Genomic DNA, 19,316 nt, shown 5'->3' with positions numbered 1-19,316 from the left:
CGCAAACCTCAATCGGAAAGCCCCGGCGTCGGCCGCGCCGGCAGGGTATGCACGAAGCGGGCGATGGCGCGGCGGTCGTCCTCGGGCAGGGTCGCCATGTTGGCGACGACATCGGCCATGGAGCCGCCGAGTTTGCGCAGGTCCGGTGTCTGCCCGGTGGTGAGCAGGGCGAGGATGGCGTCCTCGGACCAGCCGCCAATGGCTTGGGGCGTGATGTTCGGCACGAAGCCCGTGCCCTCCTGGTCCGGCCCGCCGGCGAAGCGCGCGCTCTCCTTCACGGCATAGAGCAGGTTCCGGGTGGAGTGGCATTCGGCGCAATGCGACATCGCCTCGACGAGGTAGCGGCCGCGGTTCCAGAGGGGGTCGCGCGTGGGGTCGTCGGGGATGGGCGAGCGGTCGAGGAACAGCAGTTTCCAGAGGCCGATGCCGCGGCGGATGGTGAAGGGAAAGGGCAGGTCGTGCGGCGGGGCCTTTCCGGAAACGGGCGGCAGGCCGCGCAGATAGGCCATGAGGTCGCGCAGGTCCTCGGGCCGCATATGCGCGTAGGCCACGTAGGGCAGCGCGGGATAGTAATGGGCGCCATTGGGCGAGATGCCGGCGGCAAGCGCGTTGGCCAGGTCGATGCCGCGCCAGCGCCCGATGCCATCCTGCGGGTCGGGCGAGATGTTGGGCGCGTTGAAGGTGCCGAGGGGCGAGGCGAGGGCCAAGCCGCCGCCCAGCCGCGTGCGGTCCGGCTGGCCGGGCGAGGCGTGGCAGGAGGCGCATTGCCCGGCGAGGAAAACGGTGCGGCCGTGCTCGGGATCTCCGCCCTCGAAGCGCGCCGCCTCGGCCTCGGCGAAGGCCGGGCGCGGGGCGGAGAGCACCCATGCCGCGGCCCCGCCGAGCACGGCGACAAGGAGGGCGGTAGCGAGGAGCAGGGCACGGCGCGACATCCACGTTTTCTGCCCGTGGTGCGGGCCGTGCGACAGGGGGGACCCCGCCGTCACAGTCCCGTCGTCGGGAAGGGCGCGGCACCCATGGCCTCCCGCGGCGCCGTTTCCTGGGCGGAGAGAGCGCGGTCGAGATAGTGCGCCGCGCTGATCAGGGCGAGATGGGTGAAGGCCTGCGGGAAATTGCCGAGATGCTCGCCTGCCGGTCCCAGCTCCTCGGCGTAGAGGCCGAGATGGTTGGCGTAGCCGAGCATCTTCTCGAACAGGAAGCGGGCCTTCTTCACGTCGCCGGCGCGGGCCAGGCACTCCACGTACCAGAAGGAGCACATGTTGAAGCTGCCCTCGATGCCGTCGAGCCCATCCACCGAGGCGTCCTCGTAGCGGCGCACCAGGCTGTCATCCACCAGCCGCTCGCCGACGGCCTTGAGGGTAGAGAGCCAGCGCGGATCGGTTGGGCTGATGAAGCGCATCAAGGGCATCAACAGGCAGGCGGCATCCAGCGTGGTGCTGCCGCGGCTCTGCACGAAGGCGCCCTGCTCCTCGTTCCAGAAGTTCGCGTGGATGTCGTGGTAAATCGCGTCGCGCGCGCGCAGCCATCGCTCCAGCGGCCCGGGGAGAGAGCGCTTGCGCGCCAGGCGCAGCGCACGGTCCAGCGCCACCCAGCACATCAGGCGGGAATGCAGGAAGTGCCGGCGGCCGCCGCGCACCTCCCAGATGCCCTCGTCCGGCTGCTCCCAGTTCTCGGCCACCCAGTCCATGGAACGGGTAATGCCGCGCCAGCCGTCGTGGGAGATCTGCTCGCCGTACTTGTCCGAGAGATAGGCGGCGTCCATCAGCTCGCCGTAGATGTCGAGCTGCAGCTGGCCGGCCGCGCCGTTGCCAATGCGGACGGGGCGTGAATCCTGGTAGCCGTCGAGATGCGGCAGCACCGTTTCGGTCAGCTCCTGGTGGCCGTCCAGCCCGTACATCAGCTCCAATTGGCCATCGGGTCCGCTCTCCTTCTCCCGCGCGGCAAGCCAGCGCATGAAGGCGTCCGCCTCCGCCGTATGGCCGAGCCGGAGGAAGGCGTAGACGGTGAAGGCGGCATCGCGCAGCCAAGTGTAGCGGTAGTCCCAGTTGCGGGGGCCGCCGATTGTCTCGGGTAGGCCGAAGGTGGGGGCGGCGACCATCGAGCCGTGCTCGGCCGAGGTCATCAGCTTCAGCGCCAGGGCGGAGCGGTTCACCATGTCGCGCCAGCGGCCGCGATAGGTGGAACGGGCGCTCCAGCGGCGCCAACTGTCGGAGGTCTGCTTGAAGGATTCCGCCACCTCGGCGGGATCGACGGGGCAGGCATTACCGAGTTCGGCGGCCTCAAGGATGAAGGCGGCGGCCTCGCCGGATTGCAGGTCGAACTCGGCCACGCCGTCGCCGCCCTCAATCCGCATCGGCACGGTGGCACGTAGGCGCAGCGCCGTGCCATCCGCCCCTTCGAAGACCAGGGTTCCCGCCTCCTCCAGCACCCTGTGTTCGGCGCGGGCGTAATCGAAGCGGGGGGCGCAGCGCATGCGGAAGCGCATGGGGTCGCGCACCGCCTTGGCACGGCGCACCAGTCGCTGGGCAGGGCCAAGCGCCATGAAATCCGAGATCTCGGCGACGCCGTGATGCGACAGGAAGCGGGTGAGGAGAACGTTAGTGTCGGGCAGGTAGAGCTGGCGGTGGCGCGCGCCGTCCAGTGCGGGCAACAGCTCGAAGCATCCACCCTTCGCCGTATCAAGGAGGGAGGCGAAGACGCTCGGGCTGTCGAAGCGCGGCCAGCACAGGAAGTCCACGGTTCCATCCAGCCCGACCAGGGCAGCGGTGCGCAGGTCTCCGACGATGCCGTGGTTCTCGATCGGCTCTCCCATCATCCGTTACCGACGAAGCCGGGATAGAGCGACATGCCGCCATCCACGAAGAGGGTAGCGCCGGTGACGTAGTCGGCCTCGTCGGAGAGCAGCCAAGTCACCGCACGGGCAATATCCTCCGGCTCGCCGATGCGGCCATAGGGAATGAGGCGGAGGAGCTCCTTCAGCGCTTCCTCGGTGCCCCAGGCCTCCTTGTTGATGGGCGTACGGATGGCGCCAGGGGCAACGGCGTTCACGCGGATGCGGTCGGGCGCCACCTCCTGGGCCAGAGTCTGCATCATCATGTGAATGCCGCCCTTGGAAGCCGCGTAGTTCACATGCCCCGCCCAGGGGATGATCTCGTGCACTGAGGACATGCAGACGATGCTGCCCCGCGCGCCCCCGGGCCGCTCCGGCCCCCGGCGGAAGGCGCGGATCGCCTCGCGGCAGCAGAGAAACTGTCCCGTGAGGTTCACGGAGATGACAGCGTTCCACTGGTCCAGGGTCATCTCGGCGATGGAGGCGTCTTTCTGCATGCCGGAATTGGCCACCAGCAAGTCGATGCCTCCAAACGCCCTCTCCGTGCCCTGGACGAGGGCCACCGCCTCCTCCTCCTTCGAAACGTCGCCGCCCAGCGCCACGGCCTGGCCACCGGCGGCGTGAATCTCTGCCACCAGCGCCTCGGCCGGCTCGCGGTTGGAGTGGTAGTTCACGGCCACCGCCGCCCCGGCCGCCGCCAGCCCGCGCGCCACCGCCAGCCCAATGCCGGAGGAGGCACCGGTGACGAGGGCGCGGCGCCCGGCAAGAAGAGGGCGGGGGGGCAGGTCGGTGGGAGCGGTCATGGCGCGTCGTTCCGGGGGACCGGGATGGCCCGAGCCGAGGAACGCCCCTGCCGGGCCGGGGTTGGACCTGGGTTGGGCAAGTGTGACACGGGGAGGGTGGCTGGCCGGGTGTTCCGGCCGCCCCGAGTCGCAGGCCGAACACATGCCGAACGGTGGCTTACAGGAATTGCGCCGAATCAGAGCCCTCCTCCGAGTCGCGCGAACGAATCGCTGACGGGCGTTCCAAGGCAGGGAACTACTATCCTTGGTAGGTAGCCAGCCCGGCGAGACACAAGATGATTCACGGCTTGTTCCCATTTTCCCCTGAGCCGCCGCTCCCCCAAACGGGTCTCTGTCTGTCGATCAAACCAGCCCCGCGCCCGTTTCGCCTTCCGTCCGGCGTCGCCCCGCGCTATCCGCCCGCCCATGTCCACCCTCCCGATCCGCCGTGCCCTCCTCTCCGTCTCCGACAAGACGGGGCTGGTGGAATTCGCCCGCAGCCTCGCCGCTGGGGGGACGGAAATCCTCTCAACTGGCGGCACCGCCAAGGCCCTGCGTGAGGCGGGCATCCCCGTGGTGGAGCTCTCCGACCACACCGGCTTCCCCGAGATCCTGGACGGCCGGGTGAAGACGCTGGTGCCCGGCGTGCATGGCGGGCTGCTGTTCCGGCGGGACGTGCCGGAGCATGTGGCGCAGGTGGTGCAGCACGGGATCGCGCCGATCGACCTGGTCCTTGTGAACCTCTACCCGTTCGAGGCCACGGTGGCCCGCGGCGCGAGCTACGAGGATTGCGTCGAGAACATCGACATCGGCGGCCCGGCCATGATCCGCAGCGCCGCCAAGAACCACGCCCACGTGGCAGTGCTGACCGAGCCCGAGCAGCTGATCGAGGTGGCGAAGGAGATCGCGGAGAACGGCGGCACCACGCTCGCCACCCGCAAGCGCCTGGCCGCCGCCGCCTATGCCCGCACCGCTTCCTATGACGCCGCCATTGCCCGCTGGTTCGCAGGCGAGCTGGAGCAGGACTTCCCGCCGCGCCTCTCCGTGCCCGGCCTGCTGAAGCAGACGCTGCGCTACGGCGAAAACCCGCACCAGAAGGCCGCCTTCTACGTCGACGGCAGCCACCGCCCCGGCATCGCCACCGCCGAGCAGGTGCAGGGCAAGGAGCTGTCCTACAACAATCTCAACGACACGGACGCCGCCTATGAGGCCGTCGCCGAGTTCGAGCAGCCTGCGATCGTCATCGTCAAGCACGCCAATCCCTGCGGCGTGGCCACGGCCGCCGACCTGAACGCCGCCTGGGACGCCGCGCTTCGCTGCGACCCCGTCTCGGCCTTCGGCGGCATCATCGCCGCCAACCGCGCGCTGAACGCCGAGGCCGCCGAGCGCATCACGCAGATCTTCACCGAAGTGGTGATCGCGCCGGATGCCGATGACGCCGCGCGCGCCATCTTCGCGAAGAAGAAGAACCTGCGCCTGCTGCTGACCGGCGGCCTGCCCGACCCCGTCGCGCCGGGCATGCTGTTCCGCAGCGTGGGCGGCGGCTTCCTGGCCCAGTCCCGCGACGCCGGTCGCGTGGCGGTGGCTGATCTGCGCGTGGTGACACAGCGCCAGCCGAGCGCGCAGGAGATGAACGACCTCCTCTTCGCCTTCCGCGTCTGCAAGCATGTGAAATCCAACGCCATCGTCTACGCCAAGGGCGGCGCGACGGTGGGCATCGGCGCAGGCCAGATGAGCCGCGTGGACTCCGCCCGCATCGCCGCCTGGAAGAGTGCCGAGGCCGCCAAGGCCGCCGGGCTCGACACCCCGCTGGCCCAGGGCTCGGTCGTCGCATCGGACGCCTTCTTTCCCTTCGCGGACGGGCTGCAGGCGGCGGCGGCGGCCGGTGCGACGGCGGTCATCCAGCCCGGCGGGTCCATGCGGGATAATGAGGTGATCGCGGCGGCCGATGAGGCGGGGCTGGCGATGGTGATGACGGGGATGCGCCACTTCCGGCACTGATGGCGCTGGGTGAGGCTTTGCCTCCCCCAGACCCCCTCCACCGGGGAGCCAACGGGCTCCCCGGACCTCGCGGGAGGGCTGCCGCGGATACGATGATCGAAGGGCGGCGCCGTAGGCTGGATTCAAAGGCTGCGCAGGCTGGCCTGTCAGTCGCCTGAGGTCTTAGACCTCAGGCGCAGCTCAATAGACGGAAGGTCCAGGAAACTCAGTTTCCTGGCGGATGGGTCTGGGAAGGCAGAGCCTTCCCAGAGGCCACCGGATCATCCCTTCGGCGGTTCCTTATGCCCGCCGAACCCGTCCCGCATTGCGGACAGCATCTTCTCCGCAAACGTATGCTCCTGCCGCGACCGGAAGCGCGTGTAGAGCGCCGCCGTCAGCACTTCTGCAGGCACGGCTTCCTCGATGGCGGCCTGGACGGTCCAGCGGCCTTCGCCGGAGTCGTTGACGTGGCCAGAGTAGGAGGAGAGGGCCTCGTCTTTGGCCAGGGCGGCTGCGGAGAGGTCCAGCAGCCAGGAGGTGACGACGCTGCCGCGGCGCCAGACCTCGGAGGTGGCGGCGAGGTCGAGGTCGAGGCGATGTTCCTCGGGCAGGGTGTCGTCGCCGGCGTGGCGGAGGATGTCGAAGCCCTCGGCGAAGGCCTGCATCATGCCGTACTCGATGCCGTTGTGGATCATCTTGGTGAAGTGGCCGGCGCCGACGCGGCCGGCATGGAGGTATCCGCGCTCCACGCGGGAATCGCGGGCGTCCCAGCCCTCGTGGCGGGGGATGGTGCCGAGGCCGGGGGCAAGAGTGGCGAAGATGGGGTCGAGACGGCGGACGGGCTCCTCCTTGCCGCCGATCATCAGGCAGTAGCCGCGATCGAGGCCCCAGACGCCGCCTGACGTGCCGATGTCGAGATAGTCGATGCCCTTGGGGGCGATCTCGGCGGCGCGGCGGATGTCGTCCTTCCAGAAGGAGTTGCCGCCGTCGATCAGCACGTCGCCGGGGGAGAGGAGACCGGCGAGGGTCTGGATGGCGGTTTCGGTCGCTTCCCCGGAGGGGAGCATGACCCAGACGGCGCGGGGGGCGGTGAGCTTGGAGACGAGGTCTTCGAGGCTGCTGGCACCGGTCGCGCCCTCGGCGGCGAGGGTCTGCACGGCGCCCGCGTCGCGGTCGAAGGCGACGCAGTCATGGCCGCCGCGCATGAGGCGGCGCACGATGTTGGCGCCCATCCGGCCGAGGCCGACCATTCCGAGTTGCATGCGCTGTCCTCATCATCAGGGGATCGGCGCTCGCCCTAGCAGCGGCGGCGCGATCCGGGAAAGGGTGGGATCGTCGGCCAGGCTTCACAGGCCGGCTCAAGGAGGGGGCGGGTTGCCCTGATCCAGCGCCTGCAGGATGGCCGCGACGATCTCCTGCGGGGCGTGACGGGCGGAGACAACGATCGGGTTCTCCTCCGGCGCCGGTTCCTCGAGGGTGGCGAGCTGGCTGTCGAGCAGGGAGGGCGGCATGTAGTGGCCGCGGCGGCCGGCTAGCCGCTCCTGCAGCAGGGTGCGGTCGCCCTGGATGTAGACCAGGCGGACGCCGGGCCGGTCGCCGATGATGATGTCGCGATAGACGCGCTTGAGCGCGGAGCAGGTGAGCACGGCGGAGGTGCCCTCCGCGAGCCAGGCATCAATCACGCCGGCAATGGCGCCGAGCCAGGGCCAGCGGTCCTCGTCGGTGAGCGGCGTGCCGCCGCGCATCTTCTCGACATTCTCTGGGGGATGAAGGCTGTCGCCCTCCTGGTAGGTCCAGCCCATGGTGTTGGCGAGCTCGATGGCGGCCGTGGTCTTGCCGCAGCCCGCGACGCCCATGATGACGAGGACGGTGGGTGCCCCGCTCACAGCGCACCGTCCTGCCGCAGGCGGGCGATCTCCTCCGCGCTGTAGCCGAGCTGGGCCAGCCAGCGGTCGGTATCGGCGGAGAGGGTGGGGGCGGGGGAGGCGGGAGCCGGATTACGGTCGCCCAGGCGGAAGCCGGCACGGGTGACGCGCTGCGTGCCGTCCGGCCCGTCCAGCTCGGCGACGAAGCCGCGGCCGGCGAGCTGGGGGTGAGCCATGATCTCGGGCACGGAGAGTACGCGGCCGACCGGAACGCCGGCATCGGTCAGGATTCCCTCCCACTCCGCCGCGCCGCGGGCGGCGAGCGCCGCCTCCACCTCAACGGTGAGGGCCGCACGGTTGACCTTGCGGGACTGGCGGGCGGCGAAGCGCGGGTCCGCAATCAGATCCTCGCGGCCGATCAGGCGACAGAGGGTGGCGTACTGGCGGTCCTCATTGGCCGCGATGTTCAGCAGCCCGTCGCCGGTGCGGAAGGTGCCCGATGGGGCGGCGGTGAAGTTGTCGTTGCCCATGGGAACGGGATCGACGCCGGCATTGAGGTGGTTGGAGACCACCCAGCCCATGGCGGAAAGGGTGGATTCCAGCATGGAGACGTCGAGGTAGCGGCCCTGGCCCGTGGTGCGGGCGCCGAACAGGGCGCTGGCGACGGCGAAGGCGGCGGTGAGGCCGCCCGTGGTGTCGCTGACGGGGTAGCCGACGCGAAGGGGGGCGGAGGCCGCATCCCCGGTCACGCTCATTACCCCCGCGATGCCCTGGATGATCTGGTCATAGGCCGGGCGGGTGGCCATCGGGCCGTCCGCGCCGAAGCCGGAGATGGCGCAGAGGACGAGGGAGGGGCGAAGGGCCGAGAGCGTGTCCCAGCCGAGGCCGAGGCGGTCCATCACGCCAGGCCGGAAGTTCTCCACCACCGCATCGGCTCCCTCGACGAAGCGCAGGAAGGCGGCTTTGCCATCGGGGTGCTTGAGGTCGAGGGTGACGGATTGCTTGCCCGCGTTCACGGCGACGAAGGAGGCGCCCATGCCGCGCGCCGCTGCCTCGGGGTCGGCGCCCAGGCGACGGGCAAGGTCGCCGCGGCCGGGCTGCTCGATCTTGATGACCTCGGCGCCCATTAGGGCGAGGAGATAGGTGGCGAAGGGGCCGGCCAGCACATTGGTCAGGTCCAGCACCCGCACGCCCGCGAGGGGAAGGGGTTGGAGGCTGGCGGAGTGGTCCTGCATCGATCCGATCTGCCCCGAGGGGTCCTTCACCGGGCGGCGCCCGGGCCGCCCCTCTTGGGAGGGCCCGTAGCACAGTCCCGCCGGTGCGTTCAGACCCCCCAAGGGTCAGGCACCCAGGGATCAGGCCAGCACGGCAAGCCCATCCGCCGCGCGCACGCCCTGGCCTTCCGGCAGGACGAAGAGCGGGTTGATCTCGGCCTCCAGCAGCCGCTCGCCCATTGCCTCGGCCATGGCGGAGAAGGCGAGGATGGCGTCCACCAGCGCCGGCACATCGGCCGGCGGGGCACCGCGATAGCCGGTAAGGAGAGGCGCGGTGCGGAGTTCGGCGACCATTCCCTCCGCATCGGCGCGGGTGAGGGGCGGGAGCCGGAGCGCGGTGTCCTTCAGCAGCTCCGCCGTCACCCCGCCCATGCCGAGAAGGATGACGGGGCCGAGCTGCGGATCGCGGTGTAGGCCGAGGATCATCTCCACCCCGCCGCGCACCATTTCCTGCACGAGGAAGCCCTCCGGCTGCGGCGCGCCGGCCTGGCGCAGACGGTCCAGCATCGTGGCGGCGGCAGCGGGCAGCTCGGAGGCGGTGAGGCCGAGCTTCACCCCGCCGAGGTCGCTCTTGTGCAGGATCTCGCGGGACAGGATCTTCAGCACCACGCGATCCCCCAGGCCGACGGCAGCGGCCTCGGTGCCTGCGGGGTCCGTGGCCACGGCCTCGCGACCCGCGGGCAGGCCGAAGCGGGCGAAGAGGGCCTTGCTCTCGGCCTCGTTCAGCGGGCCGGAGGGAAGCGCCGAAAGGGCTGCACTGGGGGCGGGCGGCGGGGCGGCGGCCGGGGCGGGCGCGGGGCGCGGCTGCAGGGCCGCGAGCACGGCGGCGCAGCTTTCCGGCGCGGTGAAGGCCGGAATGCCCTGAAGGTTCAGCAGCCGCGTCACAACAGGCGCATGCGGGCTGACATAGGCGAGGATAGGCTTGGCCGTGCGTGCCTGGCACTCGACGATCGCGTCGGCGACGAGATTGGGCTGGGCGAGCGCCGAGGAGCCGACGATGACGACCGTGGCGTCGTAGCTCGGGCTTTCCGCCAGCGCATCGATGCAGCCGCGGAAGATCTCCGGCTTCAGCCCGGCCAGCGTCACGTCCACCGGGTTGCGGGAAGCGGAATCCGCCTCGCCCGTCAGCTCGGCGATGCGGCCGGCGGTGGCGGCGTCGGGCAGCGGCACCTCGAAGCCGGAGAGGCCGAGGCTGTCGGAGACAAGGGTGCCCGCGCCGCCGGTGGAGGTGAGGATGGCGACGCGCCGGCCCTGGGGCCGTCGGCCGGCCGCGAGGGCGGCAGGGATGTCGAGCAGGTCGGCGAAGGTCTCGGCGCGGATCACGCCGCATTGCCGGAACAGCGCGTCGAAAGCGCGATCCTCGCCCGCCAGCGCGCCGGTATGGGAGCTGGCGGAGCGCGCGCCAGATTCCGAGCGGCCGACCTTGAACACCACGATGGGCTTGCCGAGCTCCGCCGCGCGCCGCGCCACCTGGCGGAAGCGCTCGGGGCGGCGCAGGCCTTCGAGATAGGTGGCGATGACGCGGGTCGCCTCGTCCTCGATCAGCTGCTCGATGAGATCGGTGCTGTCGAGATCGGCCTCGTTGCCGGTGGAAACCAATTTGGCGAAACCGATGCCGCGATCGGCGGCACGCGACAGCATCGAGCCGAGGATACCGCCGCTCTGCGAGACGACGGAGATGTTGCCCGCCGGCAATTCGCCAACTTCCAGCGCGCCGGTGGCGGAGAGGGTGATGCGGTCCGTCAGGTTCACCAGCCCGATGGTGTTCGGGCCGAGGAGGCGCATGGAACCGGCCGCTTCCTTCAGCGCGGCCTGGCGTCGCGCGCCCTCCTCGTTCGATTCGCCATAGCCGCTGGCGAGGACGATGGTGGCGGCCGTGCCGCGGGCAGCGAGGTCGCGCACCGCGGCCTCCGCGCGATCCGGCCCGAGCAGCACGATCGCGGCGTCCGGCGCTTCGGGCAGGGAGGCGATGTCGGGGAAGCAGGGCATGCCGCCGATCTCGGCGGCGCGCGGGTTCACGGGATAGATCTGGCCGTTGAAGCCGTGCTTGCGGAGATAGGCGACCGGGCGACCGGTCATCTTCGTGGGATCGGCGGAGGCGCCGACGACGGCGACGCTGCGCGGGCGCAGCAGGCGGGCGATGGCGTCGCTCACGACTTCGCCTCCTTCCGCGCGGCGCTGCGGGCGAGGAAGGCGGCGACCGAATCCAGATGGTCCTGCGAGGAGTAGCAGATGCCCTGCGCCTGGCTGCCGAGGGAGAAGACCTGCTCGGCGGTGAGTTCGAAGGACTGGTCGAGGATGGTCTTGCTCAGCGCGATGGCGCCGGGCGCCATGCGGGAGAGCTCGGCGGCCCAGGCCTGGGCATCGGCGACCAGCGTGTCGGCGGGGGAGACGCGGTCGATCATGCCGATCCGCAGCGCCTCCTCCGGCGCCACGTTGCGGCCGGAGAAGATCAGCTCCTTCGCGCGCGACAGGCCGACGCGGCGGGGCAGGAAGTACATGCCGCCGCCATCGGGGATGAGGCCGCGCAGCACATAGGTCATGGCGAGCGTCGCGCTATCGGCGGCGACGACGAAGTCGCAGCACAGGGCGAGGTCGCAGCCCAGGCCCGTGGCCGCGCCGTTTACCGCGGCGATGGTGGGCTTGGGCAGGGTGTGCAGCGCCGAGATCATATGGTGCGTGCGGTGCTGGCGGCGCCAGCCGTTGATGGCCACCTCGCCGGGCGGGACACTGAGGCGCTGCTGCATGCCCTTCACGTCGCCGCCGGAGCAGAAGCCCTTGCCCGCCCCGGTGATGACGAGGGCGCGGATGGCGTCGTCGCGCGAGACATGGTCGAGGGCTGCGATCATCTCGTAGCGCATCGCGTCGTCGATCGCGTTGCGCACCTGCGGCCGGTTGAGGGTGAGGGTGGCAACCGCGCCCTCGGTGGTGAGCGTGATGGCGTCGTAGGCGGGCATGATCGGGTCCTTCATGACAGGGGGCGCGGCAGGGGAAGCCCGGCGTTCCAGGCGCGCAGGGCTTCCACGGCCCCCTCGAAATACAGGCGGTAGTTCTCGGCGGTGACGTAGCCGAGATGCGGGGTGAGGATGGTACGCGGCGCGTCCAGCAGCGGGTGACCGGGCGGCATCGGTTCGGTGTCGTGGACATCCAGCGCGGCGCCGCCGAGATGGCCGGATTGCAGGGCGGCGATCAGCGCGTTCTGGTCCACCAGCCCGGCGCGGGCGGTGTTCACCAGCAGGGCGCCAGGCTTCATGGCGGCGATCTCGGCCGCGCCCACGACGCCGCGCGAACGCTCGCCCAGCACGAGATGCAGGGTGACGATATCGGCCTGGCGGAACAGCGCCTCCTTCTCCACCCGGCGCGCGCCGGCGGCCTGCGCGGTTTCGTTGGTGAGGTTCGCGCTCCAGGCGATCACCTCCATGCCGAAGGCGACGCCGAGTGTGGCCACCTGCCGGCCGAGCTTGCCCAGCCCCACCACGCCCAGCACCGCGCCGGAGAGGCTGCGGCCGAGGCCGGTCTGCCAGTGCCCCTCGCGCAACGCGCGGTCCTCGAAGGGCACGCGCCGGGCAAGGCCGAGGATGAGGGCCCAGGTCATCTCCACCGTCGGTGTCTCGAGGGAGCGCGTACCGAGGACGGGGATGCCGCGCTCGGCGCAGGCCTCCAGGTCGAGCGTGCGGTTGCGCATGCCTGTGGTGATCACGAGGCGCAGCGCCGGCAGCCGCTCGATCAGCGAGCGCGGGAAGGGCGTGCGCTCGCGGATGAGGATGACGGCGTCGTACCCCGCCAGCCGCTCGGCCAGCGCATCCTCCGCGAGGTGGTCGGGGAAGAAGGTGACGGGCAGGCCGGACCAGTCGGCGCAGCCGCGCGCGGTGCTGCCGAAATCATCCAGCACCGCGATGCGTGCGAGTGGCGCTTGGGGGGACATGCGCGGCCGCCTATTCGGCGCGGATCCCGGCGCGGCGCACCACATCGGCCCAGCGCTCGCGGTCCTCGGCCAGGAAGCGGCCATAAGCGGCGGGGGTTGCGCTCGGCTCCACCTCCACGCCCTCGTCCAGCAGGCGCTTGCGGGTGGTCTCGTCGGCGAGCGTGGCGTTGAGCGCGGCGTGCAGCGCCGACACGCGATCCGCCGGCATGTCCTTGGGCCCGACCAGCCCGTACCAGGTGGAGGAGACGATGCCCGGGAAGCCCTGCTCCGCAGTGGTGGGGATGTTCGGCATCACGGCGGAGCGCGTAGGCGCGGCCAGCGCGATGGCGCGCAGCGAGCCGGATTCGATATGCGGCTTCAGCGGCGCGAGCGCATTGGTGATCATGGTCAGCCGCCCCGCCAACACGTCGGTCAGCGCCGGGCCCGTGCCGCGATAGGGCACATGCTCCAGCTCCACGCCGAGGGTGAGGGCAATCATCGCGGGCAGCACATGCCCCGTGGTGCCGACGCCGGGCGAGCCATAGGTGAGCGGCGGGTTGGCGCGCTTCGCCACCTCCTGCAGCTCCGCCATGGTGCGGATGGGCTGGGACGGGTTGACGGTGATGACGTTGGGCGCCTGCCCGACGAAGCCAACTGGGGTGAAGTCGGCCAGCACGTCATAGGGCACGCGCGGCTGGACGAGGCTGCTGATGAGGAAGCTGCCGCTGCCCGCGAGAAGCAGGGTGTATCCATCCGGCCGGGCCTTGGCGACGACGTCGTTGCCGAGGATGCCGCCGGCACCACCGCGGTTCTCCACCACCACCGTCTGGCCGAGGCGCGAGCCCAGGCCTTCGGCGATCAGGCGGCCCACCACATCGTTGCTGCCGCCCGTGGCGAAGGGGATGACGAGGCGGATCGGGCGATCGGGGAAGCGGTCCTGCGCCTGGACGAGGCCGGGCAGGATCAGGGCGGGCAGTATCAGGGCGGCGCGGCGTAGCATCAGGCGTTCCTCCTCGCCCGGGCAGAGAGCCCGGTGCGTTCTCGCCCGGGCAGAGCCCGGTGCGTCCGGCCGGCCTGGACGCCGGCGGTCCCGTTTCATGGGAGGAGGCAGCATGGCGCGGCGGGCGCCGTGGCACGAGGCTGGAATTCTTGCCCTACCCCAACCCTCGGTTATGCTGGGCCATGGACGACTTGCCGCCTCTCGCCTCGCTGCGCGCCTTCGTGCTGGTGGCGGAGACAGGCAGCCTGAGCGCCGCGGCCGCGCGGCTGAACGTGACTCAGCCCGCCATCAGCAAGCGTTTGCGGGAGTTGGAGGCGCGGCTGGGCGTCGCGCTGCTGCAACGCGGCCCGAACGCGGCGCGGCCGACCGAGGCGGGCGCCGCCTATGCCGCCGCCCTGGCTGGTGCCTTCGCCCGCATCGGGGAAGCGACCGCCGCCCTGCCCGGGCAGGCCAGGCCGATCCGCGTGCTGGCCTACACCACCTGGGCGCTGCGCTGGCTGATCCCGCGCATGCCGCGCTTCCGCGCCCTGCATCCCGGGCTGGAGGTGGAGGTCTCCACCTCCACGGATACGGGCGCCTTCGCCGCGAGCGGGGCGGATGTGGCCGTGCGGACCGCGCCGGCCGACCAGCCGCCCGTGCCGGGCGCGCTGCAGCTGCAGCCTGTGCTGCTCACCCCCTTCGCTGCGCCCGGGCTGGCGCGAGAGGGCGGCCGGGCGCGTCCCCTCTCGTCCATGCGGCTGCTGGCGAGCCGAATTCGCCCGAGGGATTGGGCGCGGTGGCACGCGGCACACGGGCTGGAACCCGCCGCGGCGCCCCTGGTGTTCGAAAGCACCACCCTGGCCATCCAGGCGGCGCTGGAGGGCATGGGCGCGGTGATCTGCCCGCCCGCCTTCGTGGAGCGGGAGGTGAGGCGCCGCAGCCTGCGCCGCCTGGCTCCCGACACGATTCCCTCGGGCGACCATTACTGGCTGATCCTGCCCCCCGGCGTGCCGCGGCCGGGAGTGACGGCCTTCATTGAGTGGCTGCGGCGGGAGGTCTCGGCCGTTGAGACGTCGGCCTGATCGGGTGCGCGGGTAACCCCAAGGAGGCTTTGCCTCCCTGGACCCTCCACCGGGGTGGCAACGGCCACCCCGGACCCCGCGTCAAGTTTGAGAGGCGCTTGGTGATCGAGGGCTGCGCCGCGGGCTATTCTCCTGGTCGCGAGGGCTGACATGGGCGGGCGCCGAGGGTCGTGGACCCTAGGCGGAACCCCAGAAAACAGATGGTGGGGTCCGGGGAGCCTCAGGCTCCCCGGTGCAGGGTCCAGGGAGGCAAAGCCTCCCTGGGGCACCCGCCTCAGCTCGTCGGCGACCCGGCCGAGGTCGCCTGCACGGCGGCGCGCACCTTCACGCGCTCCTCCGGCAGGGGGATGAACTCCTTGTCATCCCCGGGCACCAGGCCGAAGCGGCCGGCCTTCCAATCCTCCTTCGCCTGCTCGATCCGCTCGCGCGAGGAGGAGACGAAGTTCCAGAACAGGTGGCGGGGGCCGTCCATGGCCGCGCCGCCGAGCATGAGCAGGCGGGCGCCGTTCGGGCCGGCGCGAAGGGCGAGGCCGTCGCCGGCGCGGAAGACGAGCATGCGCCCGGCCTCGAAGCGGTCGCCCGACACGGTCACCTCGCCTTCGACCACATAGGCGCCGCGCTCCTCATGGTCCGGGAGGGGGAGGGAGGCGCCGGGGGCGAGGACGGCGTCGGCGTAGAACAGCTCGGAGGGGGTTTCGACGGGGGAGCGGAGGCCCCAGCCATGGCCGGCGATGAGGCGGAGGCGCGTGCCGCCATCCTCGATGACGGGCAGGGTGGCGGAGGGATGGTGGACGAAGCCGGGGGCGGTTTCCTCCTGTTCCTTGGGCAGCACGACCCAGGACTGGATGCCGTAGAGACGGTTGGAATGGCCGCGGAGCGACTGGTCCGTGCGCTCGGAATGGGCGATGCCGCGGCCGGCCGTCATCCAGTTCACGTCGCCCGGGCGGATCGCCTGGTCGGAGCCCAGGGTGTCGCGGTGCTGGATCTCGCCGTCGAACAGGTAGGTGACGGTGGAGAGGCCGATATGCGGGTGCGGGCGCACGTCGATCCCCTTGCCGGTGAGGAACTCGCCGGGGCCCATCTGGTCGAAGAAGATGAAGGGGCCGACCATCTGGCGCTCCTTCGCGGGCAGGGCGCGGCGCACCTCGAAGCCGCCGATGTCGTGGGTGCGCGGCAGGATGACCTGGCCGATGGGGCTGCCGGCCGGGCATTCGGGCATGACGCCCGCGGGGTCGTTCTCGACGCTCATTGTCCGTGTGTCCTTAAAGGGCCGCGAGCCAGTTGCGGGTGAGGGCGACATCCATCTGCGACAGGCCGTGGCCGACGGGCAGCTCATGCTGCGTCACCGCCGCGCCCTTGTCTTGAAGCATCCGCACCAGGGCGGCGCTGTTCGCGGCCGGCACGATCGGGTCGGCGGTGCCGGAGAGCAGCAGCACATCCGTGCCCTCCAGCCGAACGGTTGGCGGGTCGCGGAACGGCACCATGGCGCGCAGCAGGGCAGCGCCTCGCAGCAGGCCGGGGTGGCGCAGCAGCAGGCTGGCCGCGATGTTCGCGCCGTTCGAGAAGCCGAGCGCGACGGGTGCGGCGACGCCGTGTTCCGCCTGGGCCTCGCGGATGAAGGCGGCGAGATCGTCGGTGCGGCGGCGCAGGTCGTCCTCGTCGAACACGCCTTCGGCCATGCGGCGGAAGAAGCGGGGCATGCCGTTCTCCAGCACCTGTCCGCGCGGGGAGAGCAGGGCGGCGCCGGGCGCGACCATGCGGCCGAGGGGCAGCAGGTCATTCTCGTCACCACCCGTGCCGTGCAGCAGCAGGAGCGGCGGGAGCGCGGCGTCGGTGGCGGGTTCGAAGCGGTGGGTGAAGCGGGCGGTGGTGGTGGTCATAGTCGGGTGCTCCGGGGGCCGCGCCGGGAGGCGACGGCCCCGCATCGGGTGTTCAGGCAAGGACGGGAAGCGTCGCCTCGATCTGGTCGCGGTGGCGCTCCAGGAAAGCTGGCAGCTTCAGCGCGGTGCCGAGCTGACCGGCCGGCTCATCCACGTCGAAGCCGGGGATGTCGGTCGCGATCTCGAACAGCACATGGCCGGGCTCGCGGAAGTAGACGGAGCGGAAGTAGTCGCGGTTCTTCTGCTCCGTGGTGTGCAGGCCGTGATTGGCGGCCAGCTTCCGCGCCATCTCCATCTCCGCCGCATCGTCCGCGGCGCGGAAGGCGAGGTGGTGGACGGAGCCGCGGCCTAGGCGGGCGGGAAGGAAGCCGCCCACCGCGCGCAGGTCCACGATGCCGCCGATCGCCGTACCCTCGACGGCGTAGCGGGTCGTGTCGCCCTCGCGCGCCAGTTCCCTGAAGCCGAACACGTCGGTGAGGATGGCGCCGGTGGCCTCGGTCTTCTCCAGCATCAGGCTGACGCTGTGGAAGCCGCGGATGGCGCTCTCCACCGGGATCTCGCCGTTGTCCCACGCCGTCTCGGCCTCGATGCCGGGGATGCCGACCAGCGCCAGGCGGAGCCCGTCCGGGTCACGGAAGGTGAGCACCGTCTCGCCGAAGCGCGTGCTGCGCTCCAGCTTGTGGTTCACCAGCCGCGTGGTCCAGTAGCCGATCGCGCTCTGGGGGATGCGGAACACCGTCTCCTGCAGCTCGCCCGCGCCGGCACGGCCCTCGGCGGCGTGCTCCCAGGGGAAGAAGGTGAGGATGGTGCCGGGGCTGCCGGCCGCATCGCCGTAGTAGAAGTGGTAGGCGCCGGGATCGTCGAAGTTCACGGTCTTCTTCACCAGCCGCAGCCCGAGGGTGCGGGTGTAGAAATCGAGGTTCCGCTGCGCGCTGCCGGCGATGGCGGTGACGTGATGGATGCCGTTGCGGGTCATGGTCGGGTTCTCCGGGGAGGAGCGTCTGCCGCTCCGGTGGCCCTAGAGAAGGGGAGGAAGGGGCGCCACGGCTAGGGCAAAGCGATTGCACGGATGCAATCGAACCCTTGCGTGCTTCGGAATGGCATTGCGGCCCCAAGGGGGACAGCCTCCGGCCAAACGATCCCGCCACGGGGTCCTCAGCCGGAGCAATTCCCATGATCGATCCTCGTCTTGCCCCCTATGCTCTCCTTCTCCTCCGCGTCTCGCTGGGTGTGATGTTCATCGCTCATGCCTGGCTGAAGATCGGCGTCTTCACCGTGCCGGGCTTTGCTGGCTTTCTCGGCCAGGTCGGCCTGCCCGGTTTTCTGGCTTGGCCGATCGTCCTGGCGGAGCTGATCGGCGGCGCGGCCCTCATCCTCGGCCTCTACTCCCGCGCCGTCTCGGTGGCGCTGCTGCCGGTGCTGCTTGGTGCATTGATGGTGCATGCCGGCAATGGCTGGGTGTTCAACGCCCCTAATGGCGGCTGGGAATACCCCGCCTTCCTGGCGATCGCTGCCCTGGTACAGGCGCTGGCCGGCGATGGCGCCCTGGCGCTGCGCACCACCCCCGTGCTGGTTGCCAAGGCGGGGCCGGGCCTCGCCGCCGCCGCCTGAACCGCCTAGCATCCCGCGAATTGACCGGCGGCACGGTTCCCCCGTGCCGCCGGTTCCGCGTGTTCGGGACACCGCCTTGAAGGAACCTGCCCGCACCCTCGCCTGGGACGACTTCCGCCTAGTCAACGCGGTGGCCGAGGCGCGCAACCTACCGGCCGCCGCCGCGCGGCTGGGCATCGACCATTCCACCGCCTTCCGCCGCCTCAGAGCCGTCGAGGCGCTGCTGGGCACGCCGCTCTTCGAGCGCCACCGCAGCGGTTATGCCCTAACCCCGGCCGGGGAGGAGGTGGCCGCCCTCGCCGCGCGGGTGGACGAGGACATCACCGCCGTCACGCGTCGCCTCTCCGGCCAAGCACCCATTCCCTCGGGCGAGGTGCGGATCGCGACCAGCGACAGCCTGCTCTCGGACCTGCTGATGCCCCTGCTGGCGCGGTTCCGACAGGACAACCCGGCCATTCGGCTCGACCTCGTGACCGGCAACGCCGCCCTGAACCTCTCCCGGCGCGATGCTGACGTGGCCGTTCGCGCCACCGATAGCCCGCCCGACACGCTGGTCGGCCGCCGCGTCGCACGCATCGCCTGGGCGCTCTACGGCGCCGAGGGGAAGGCGCCCGGGGATCCGTTCGCCGAGGCGGACTGGGTGTGCCTGGGCGAGAACCTGGCGGCACTCAAAGTGGTGCGCTTTGCCCGTGCTGCCGTGCCCGCCGGGCGGCTGGCAGGGCGGTTCGACACGGTGCTCGGCCTGGCCCATGCCGTGGCGGCCGGGATTGGGGTGGGGCACCTGCCCTGCTTCATCGGAGACGTGTGGCCGGGCCTGGTGCGGCTGGCCCCGCCGGAGCCGGACTACGCCTCCGACCTGTGGCTGCTCACCCATCCCGATCTGCGGAACACGCCCCGGGTGCGCGCCCTGCTCGATAGCTTGGCCGAGGGAATCGCGGGGCAGCGGGCGCTGATCGAGGGGGCGCTGCCGCGGGGAGTGGATCCTGCGCGGCTTTGACGGTGGCCCTGCCCCAGGGGAGCGCCGCTCCCCAGGATCCCGCGATCGGTTGAGGGAGATTCAGCGATCAAGGGCAGCGCCGCAAGCAGAGGCTTCAGTCACCCGAACCCGCCCTGACCCTCGGCGCGAACC

General features: G+C 71.0%; 17 protein-coding genes. 4 read left to right on the top strand and 13 right to left on the bottom strand.

The features are described 5' to 3' along the window. Positions 1-8: 8 nt before the first annotated feature. The 3 genes from ACVBD7_RS18215 to ACVBD7_RS18205 are packed head-to-tail and all read right to left on the bottom strand — an operon-like array spanning position 9 to position 3,633. Positions 9-932 (bottom strand): c-type cytochrome, encoded by a 924-nt coding sequence (locus tag ACVBD7_RS18215; protein WP_458094657.1) that lies wholly within the window; start codon positions 930-932, stop codon positions 9-11. Between the two features lie 50 nt (positions 933-982). Next, complete coding sequence (locus ACVBD7_RS18210) at positions 983-2,812, bottom strand: glycoside hydrolase family 15 protein (protein ID WP_458094656.1); 1,830 nt, start codon at positions 2,810-2,812, stop codon at positions 983-985. Further along, positions 2,812-3,633 (bottom strand): glucose 1-dehydrogenase, encoded by an 822-nt coding sequence (locus tag ACVBD7_RS18205; RefSeq protein ID WP_458094655.1) that lies wholly within the window; start codon positions 3,631-3,633, stop codon positions 2,812-2,814. Before ACVBD7_RS18205 ends, ACVBD7_RS18210 begins: the two co-directional genes overlap by 1 nt. A 405-nt stretch (positions 3,634-4,038) precedes the next feature. On the opposite strand from ACVBD7_RS18205, the gene purH reads away from it, so the two are divergent. Continuing rightward, entirely contained in the window at positions 4,039-5,613 is a 1,575-nt protein-coding gene (purH, locus tag ACVBD7_RS18200; RefSeq protein ID WP_458094654.1) for a bifunctional phosphoribosylaminoimidazolecarboxamide formyltransferase/IMP cyclohydrolase, read from the top strand. Between the two features lie 260 nt (positions 5,614-5,873). Here purH and gnd read toward each other — a convergent pair whose 3' ends face one another. From gnd to ACVBD7_RS18165, 7 genes are all read right to left on the bottom strand, one after another. Continuing rightward, entirely contained in the window at positions 5,874-6,854 is a 981-nt protein-coding gene (gene gnd, locus ACVBD7_RS18195; RefSeq protein WP_458094653.1) for a phosphogluconate dehydrogenase (NAD(+)-dependent, decarboxylating), read from the bottom strand. Between the two features lie 96 nt (positions 6,855-6,950). Continuing rightward, positions 6,951-7,478 carry a gluconokinase gene (locus tag ACVBD7_RS18190; RefSeq protein ID WP_458094652.1) on the bottom strand — a complete coding sequence of 176 codons (528 nt, stop codon included), beginning with the start codon at positions 7,476-7,478 and terminating at the stop codon, positions 6,951-6,953. Then, positions 7,475-8,722, bottom strand: a complete 1,248-nt coding sequence (locus ACVBD7_RS18185; RefSeq protein ID WP_458094651.1) for a CaiB/BaiF CoA transferase family protein — start codon at positions 8,720-8,722, stop codon at positions 7,475-7,477. Before ACVBD7_RS18185 ends, ACVBD7_RS18190 begins: the two co-directional genes overlap by 4 nt. Positions 8,723-8,812: 90 nt before the next feature. Then, the gene (locus ACVBD7_RS18180; RefSeq protein ID WP_458094650.1) at positions 8,813-10,885 is read right to left on the bottom strand and encodes an acetate--CoA ligase family protein; all 2,073 of its coding nucleotides are present in this window, start codon (positions 10,883-10,885) and stop codon (positions 8,813-8,815) included. Further along, entirely contained in the window at positions 10,882-11,688 is an 807-nt protein-coding gene (locus ACVBD7_RS18175) for an enoyl-CoA hydratase/isomerase family protein (RefSeq protein ID WP_458094649.1), read from the bottom strand. The genes ACVBD7_RS18180 and ACVBD7_RS18175 overlap by 4 nt, the downstream gene beginning before the upstream one ends. Before the next feature lie 11 nt (positions 11,689-11,699). Beyond that, positions 11,700-12,656: a D-2-hydroxyacid dehydrogenase family protein gene (locus ACVBD7_RS18170; RefSeq protein ID WP_458094648.1), complete on the bottom strand. Its 957-nt coding sequence runs from the start codon at positions 12,654-12,656 to the stop codon at positions 11,700-11,702. Positions 12,657-12,666: 10 nt separating this feature from the next. Next, positions 12,667-13,635: a Bug family tripartite tricarboxylate transporter substrate binding protein gene (locus ACVBD7_RS18165; RefSeq protein WP_458094647.1), complete on the bottom strand. Its 969-nt coding sequence runs from the start codon at positions 13,633-13,635 to the stop codon at positions 12,667-12,669. Positions 13,636-13,817: 182 nt separating this feature from the next. On the opposite strand from ACVBD7_RS18165, the gene ACVBD7_RS18160 reads away from it, so the two are divergent. Next, the gene (locus ACVBD7_RS18160) at positions 13,818-14,696 is read left to right on the top strand and encodes a LysR substrate-binding domain-containing protein (RefSeq protein ID WP_458094646.1); all 879 of its coding nucleotides are present in this window, start codon (positions 13,818-13,820) and stop codon (positions 14,694-14,696) included. 274 nt (positions 14,697-14,970) lie between these two features. Here ACVBD7_RS18160 and ACVBD7_RS18155 read toward each other — a convergent pair whose 3' ends face one another. From ACVBD7_RS18155 to ACVBD7_RS18145, 3 genes are read right to left on the bottom strand one after another with little or no spacing between them, the layout of a single operon-like run. Continuing rightward, positions 14,971-15,945 carry a pirin family protein gene (locus ACVBD7_RS18155; RefSeq protein WP_458094645.1) on the bottom strand — a complete coding sequence of 325 codons (975 nt, stop codon included), beginning with the start codon at positions 15,943-15,945 and terminating at the stop codon, positions 14,971-14,973. Between the two features lie 13 nt (positions 15,946-15,958). Then, complete coding sequence (locus ACVBD7_RS18150; protein WP_458094644.1) at positions 15,959-16,576, bottom strand: alpha/beta hydrolase; 618 nt, start codon at positions 16,574-16,576, stop codon at positions 15,959-15,961. A 52-nt stretch (positions 16,577-16,628) separates the two neighbouring features. Beyond that, positions 16,629-17,552 (bottom strand): ring-cleaving dioxygenase, encoded by a 924-nt coding sequence (locus tag ACVBD7_RS18145; protein WP_458094643.1) that lies wholly within the window; start codon positions 17,550-17,552, stop codon positions 16,629-16,631. A 197-nt stretch (positions 17,553-17,749) separates the two neighbouring features. Between ACVBD7_RS18145 and ACVBD7_RS18140 the strand changes: the two genes are divergently transcribed. Both ACVBD7_RS18140 and ACVBD7_RS18135 read left to right on the top strand, forming a co-directional pair. Then, a complete protein-coding gene (locus ACVBD7_RS18140) occupies positions 17,750-18,187 on the top strand; it encodes a DoxX family protein (RefSeq protein ID WP_458094642.1) in 438 nt (145 codons plus the stop codon). Between the two features lie 76 nt (positions 18,188-18,263). Further along, entirely contained in the window at positions 18,264-19,184 is a 921-nt protein-coding gene (locus ACVBD7_RS18135) for a LysR family transcriptional regulator (RefSeq protein ID WP_458094641.1), read from the top strand. Positions 19,185-19,316 lie beyond the last annotated feature (132 nt).

It is taken from the genome of Roseomonas sp. WA12, from assembly GCF_054165765.1.
The sequence above is the reverse complement of the archived record's forward strand: the minus strand, read 5'-3'. Positions and strand labels throughout refer to the sequence as shown.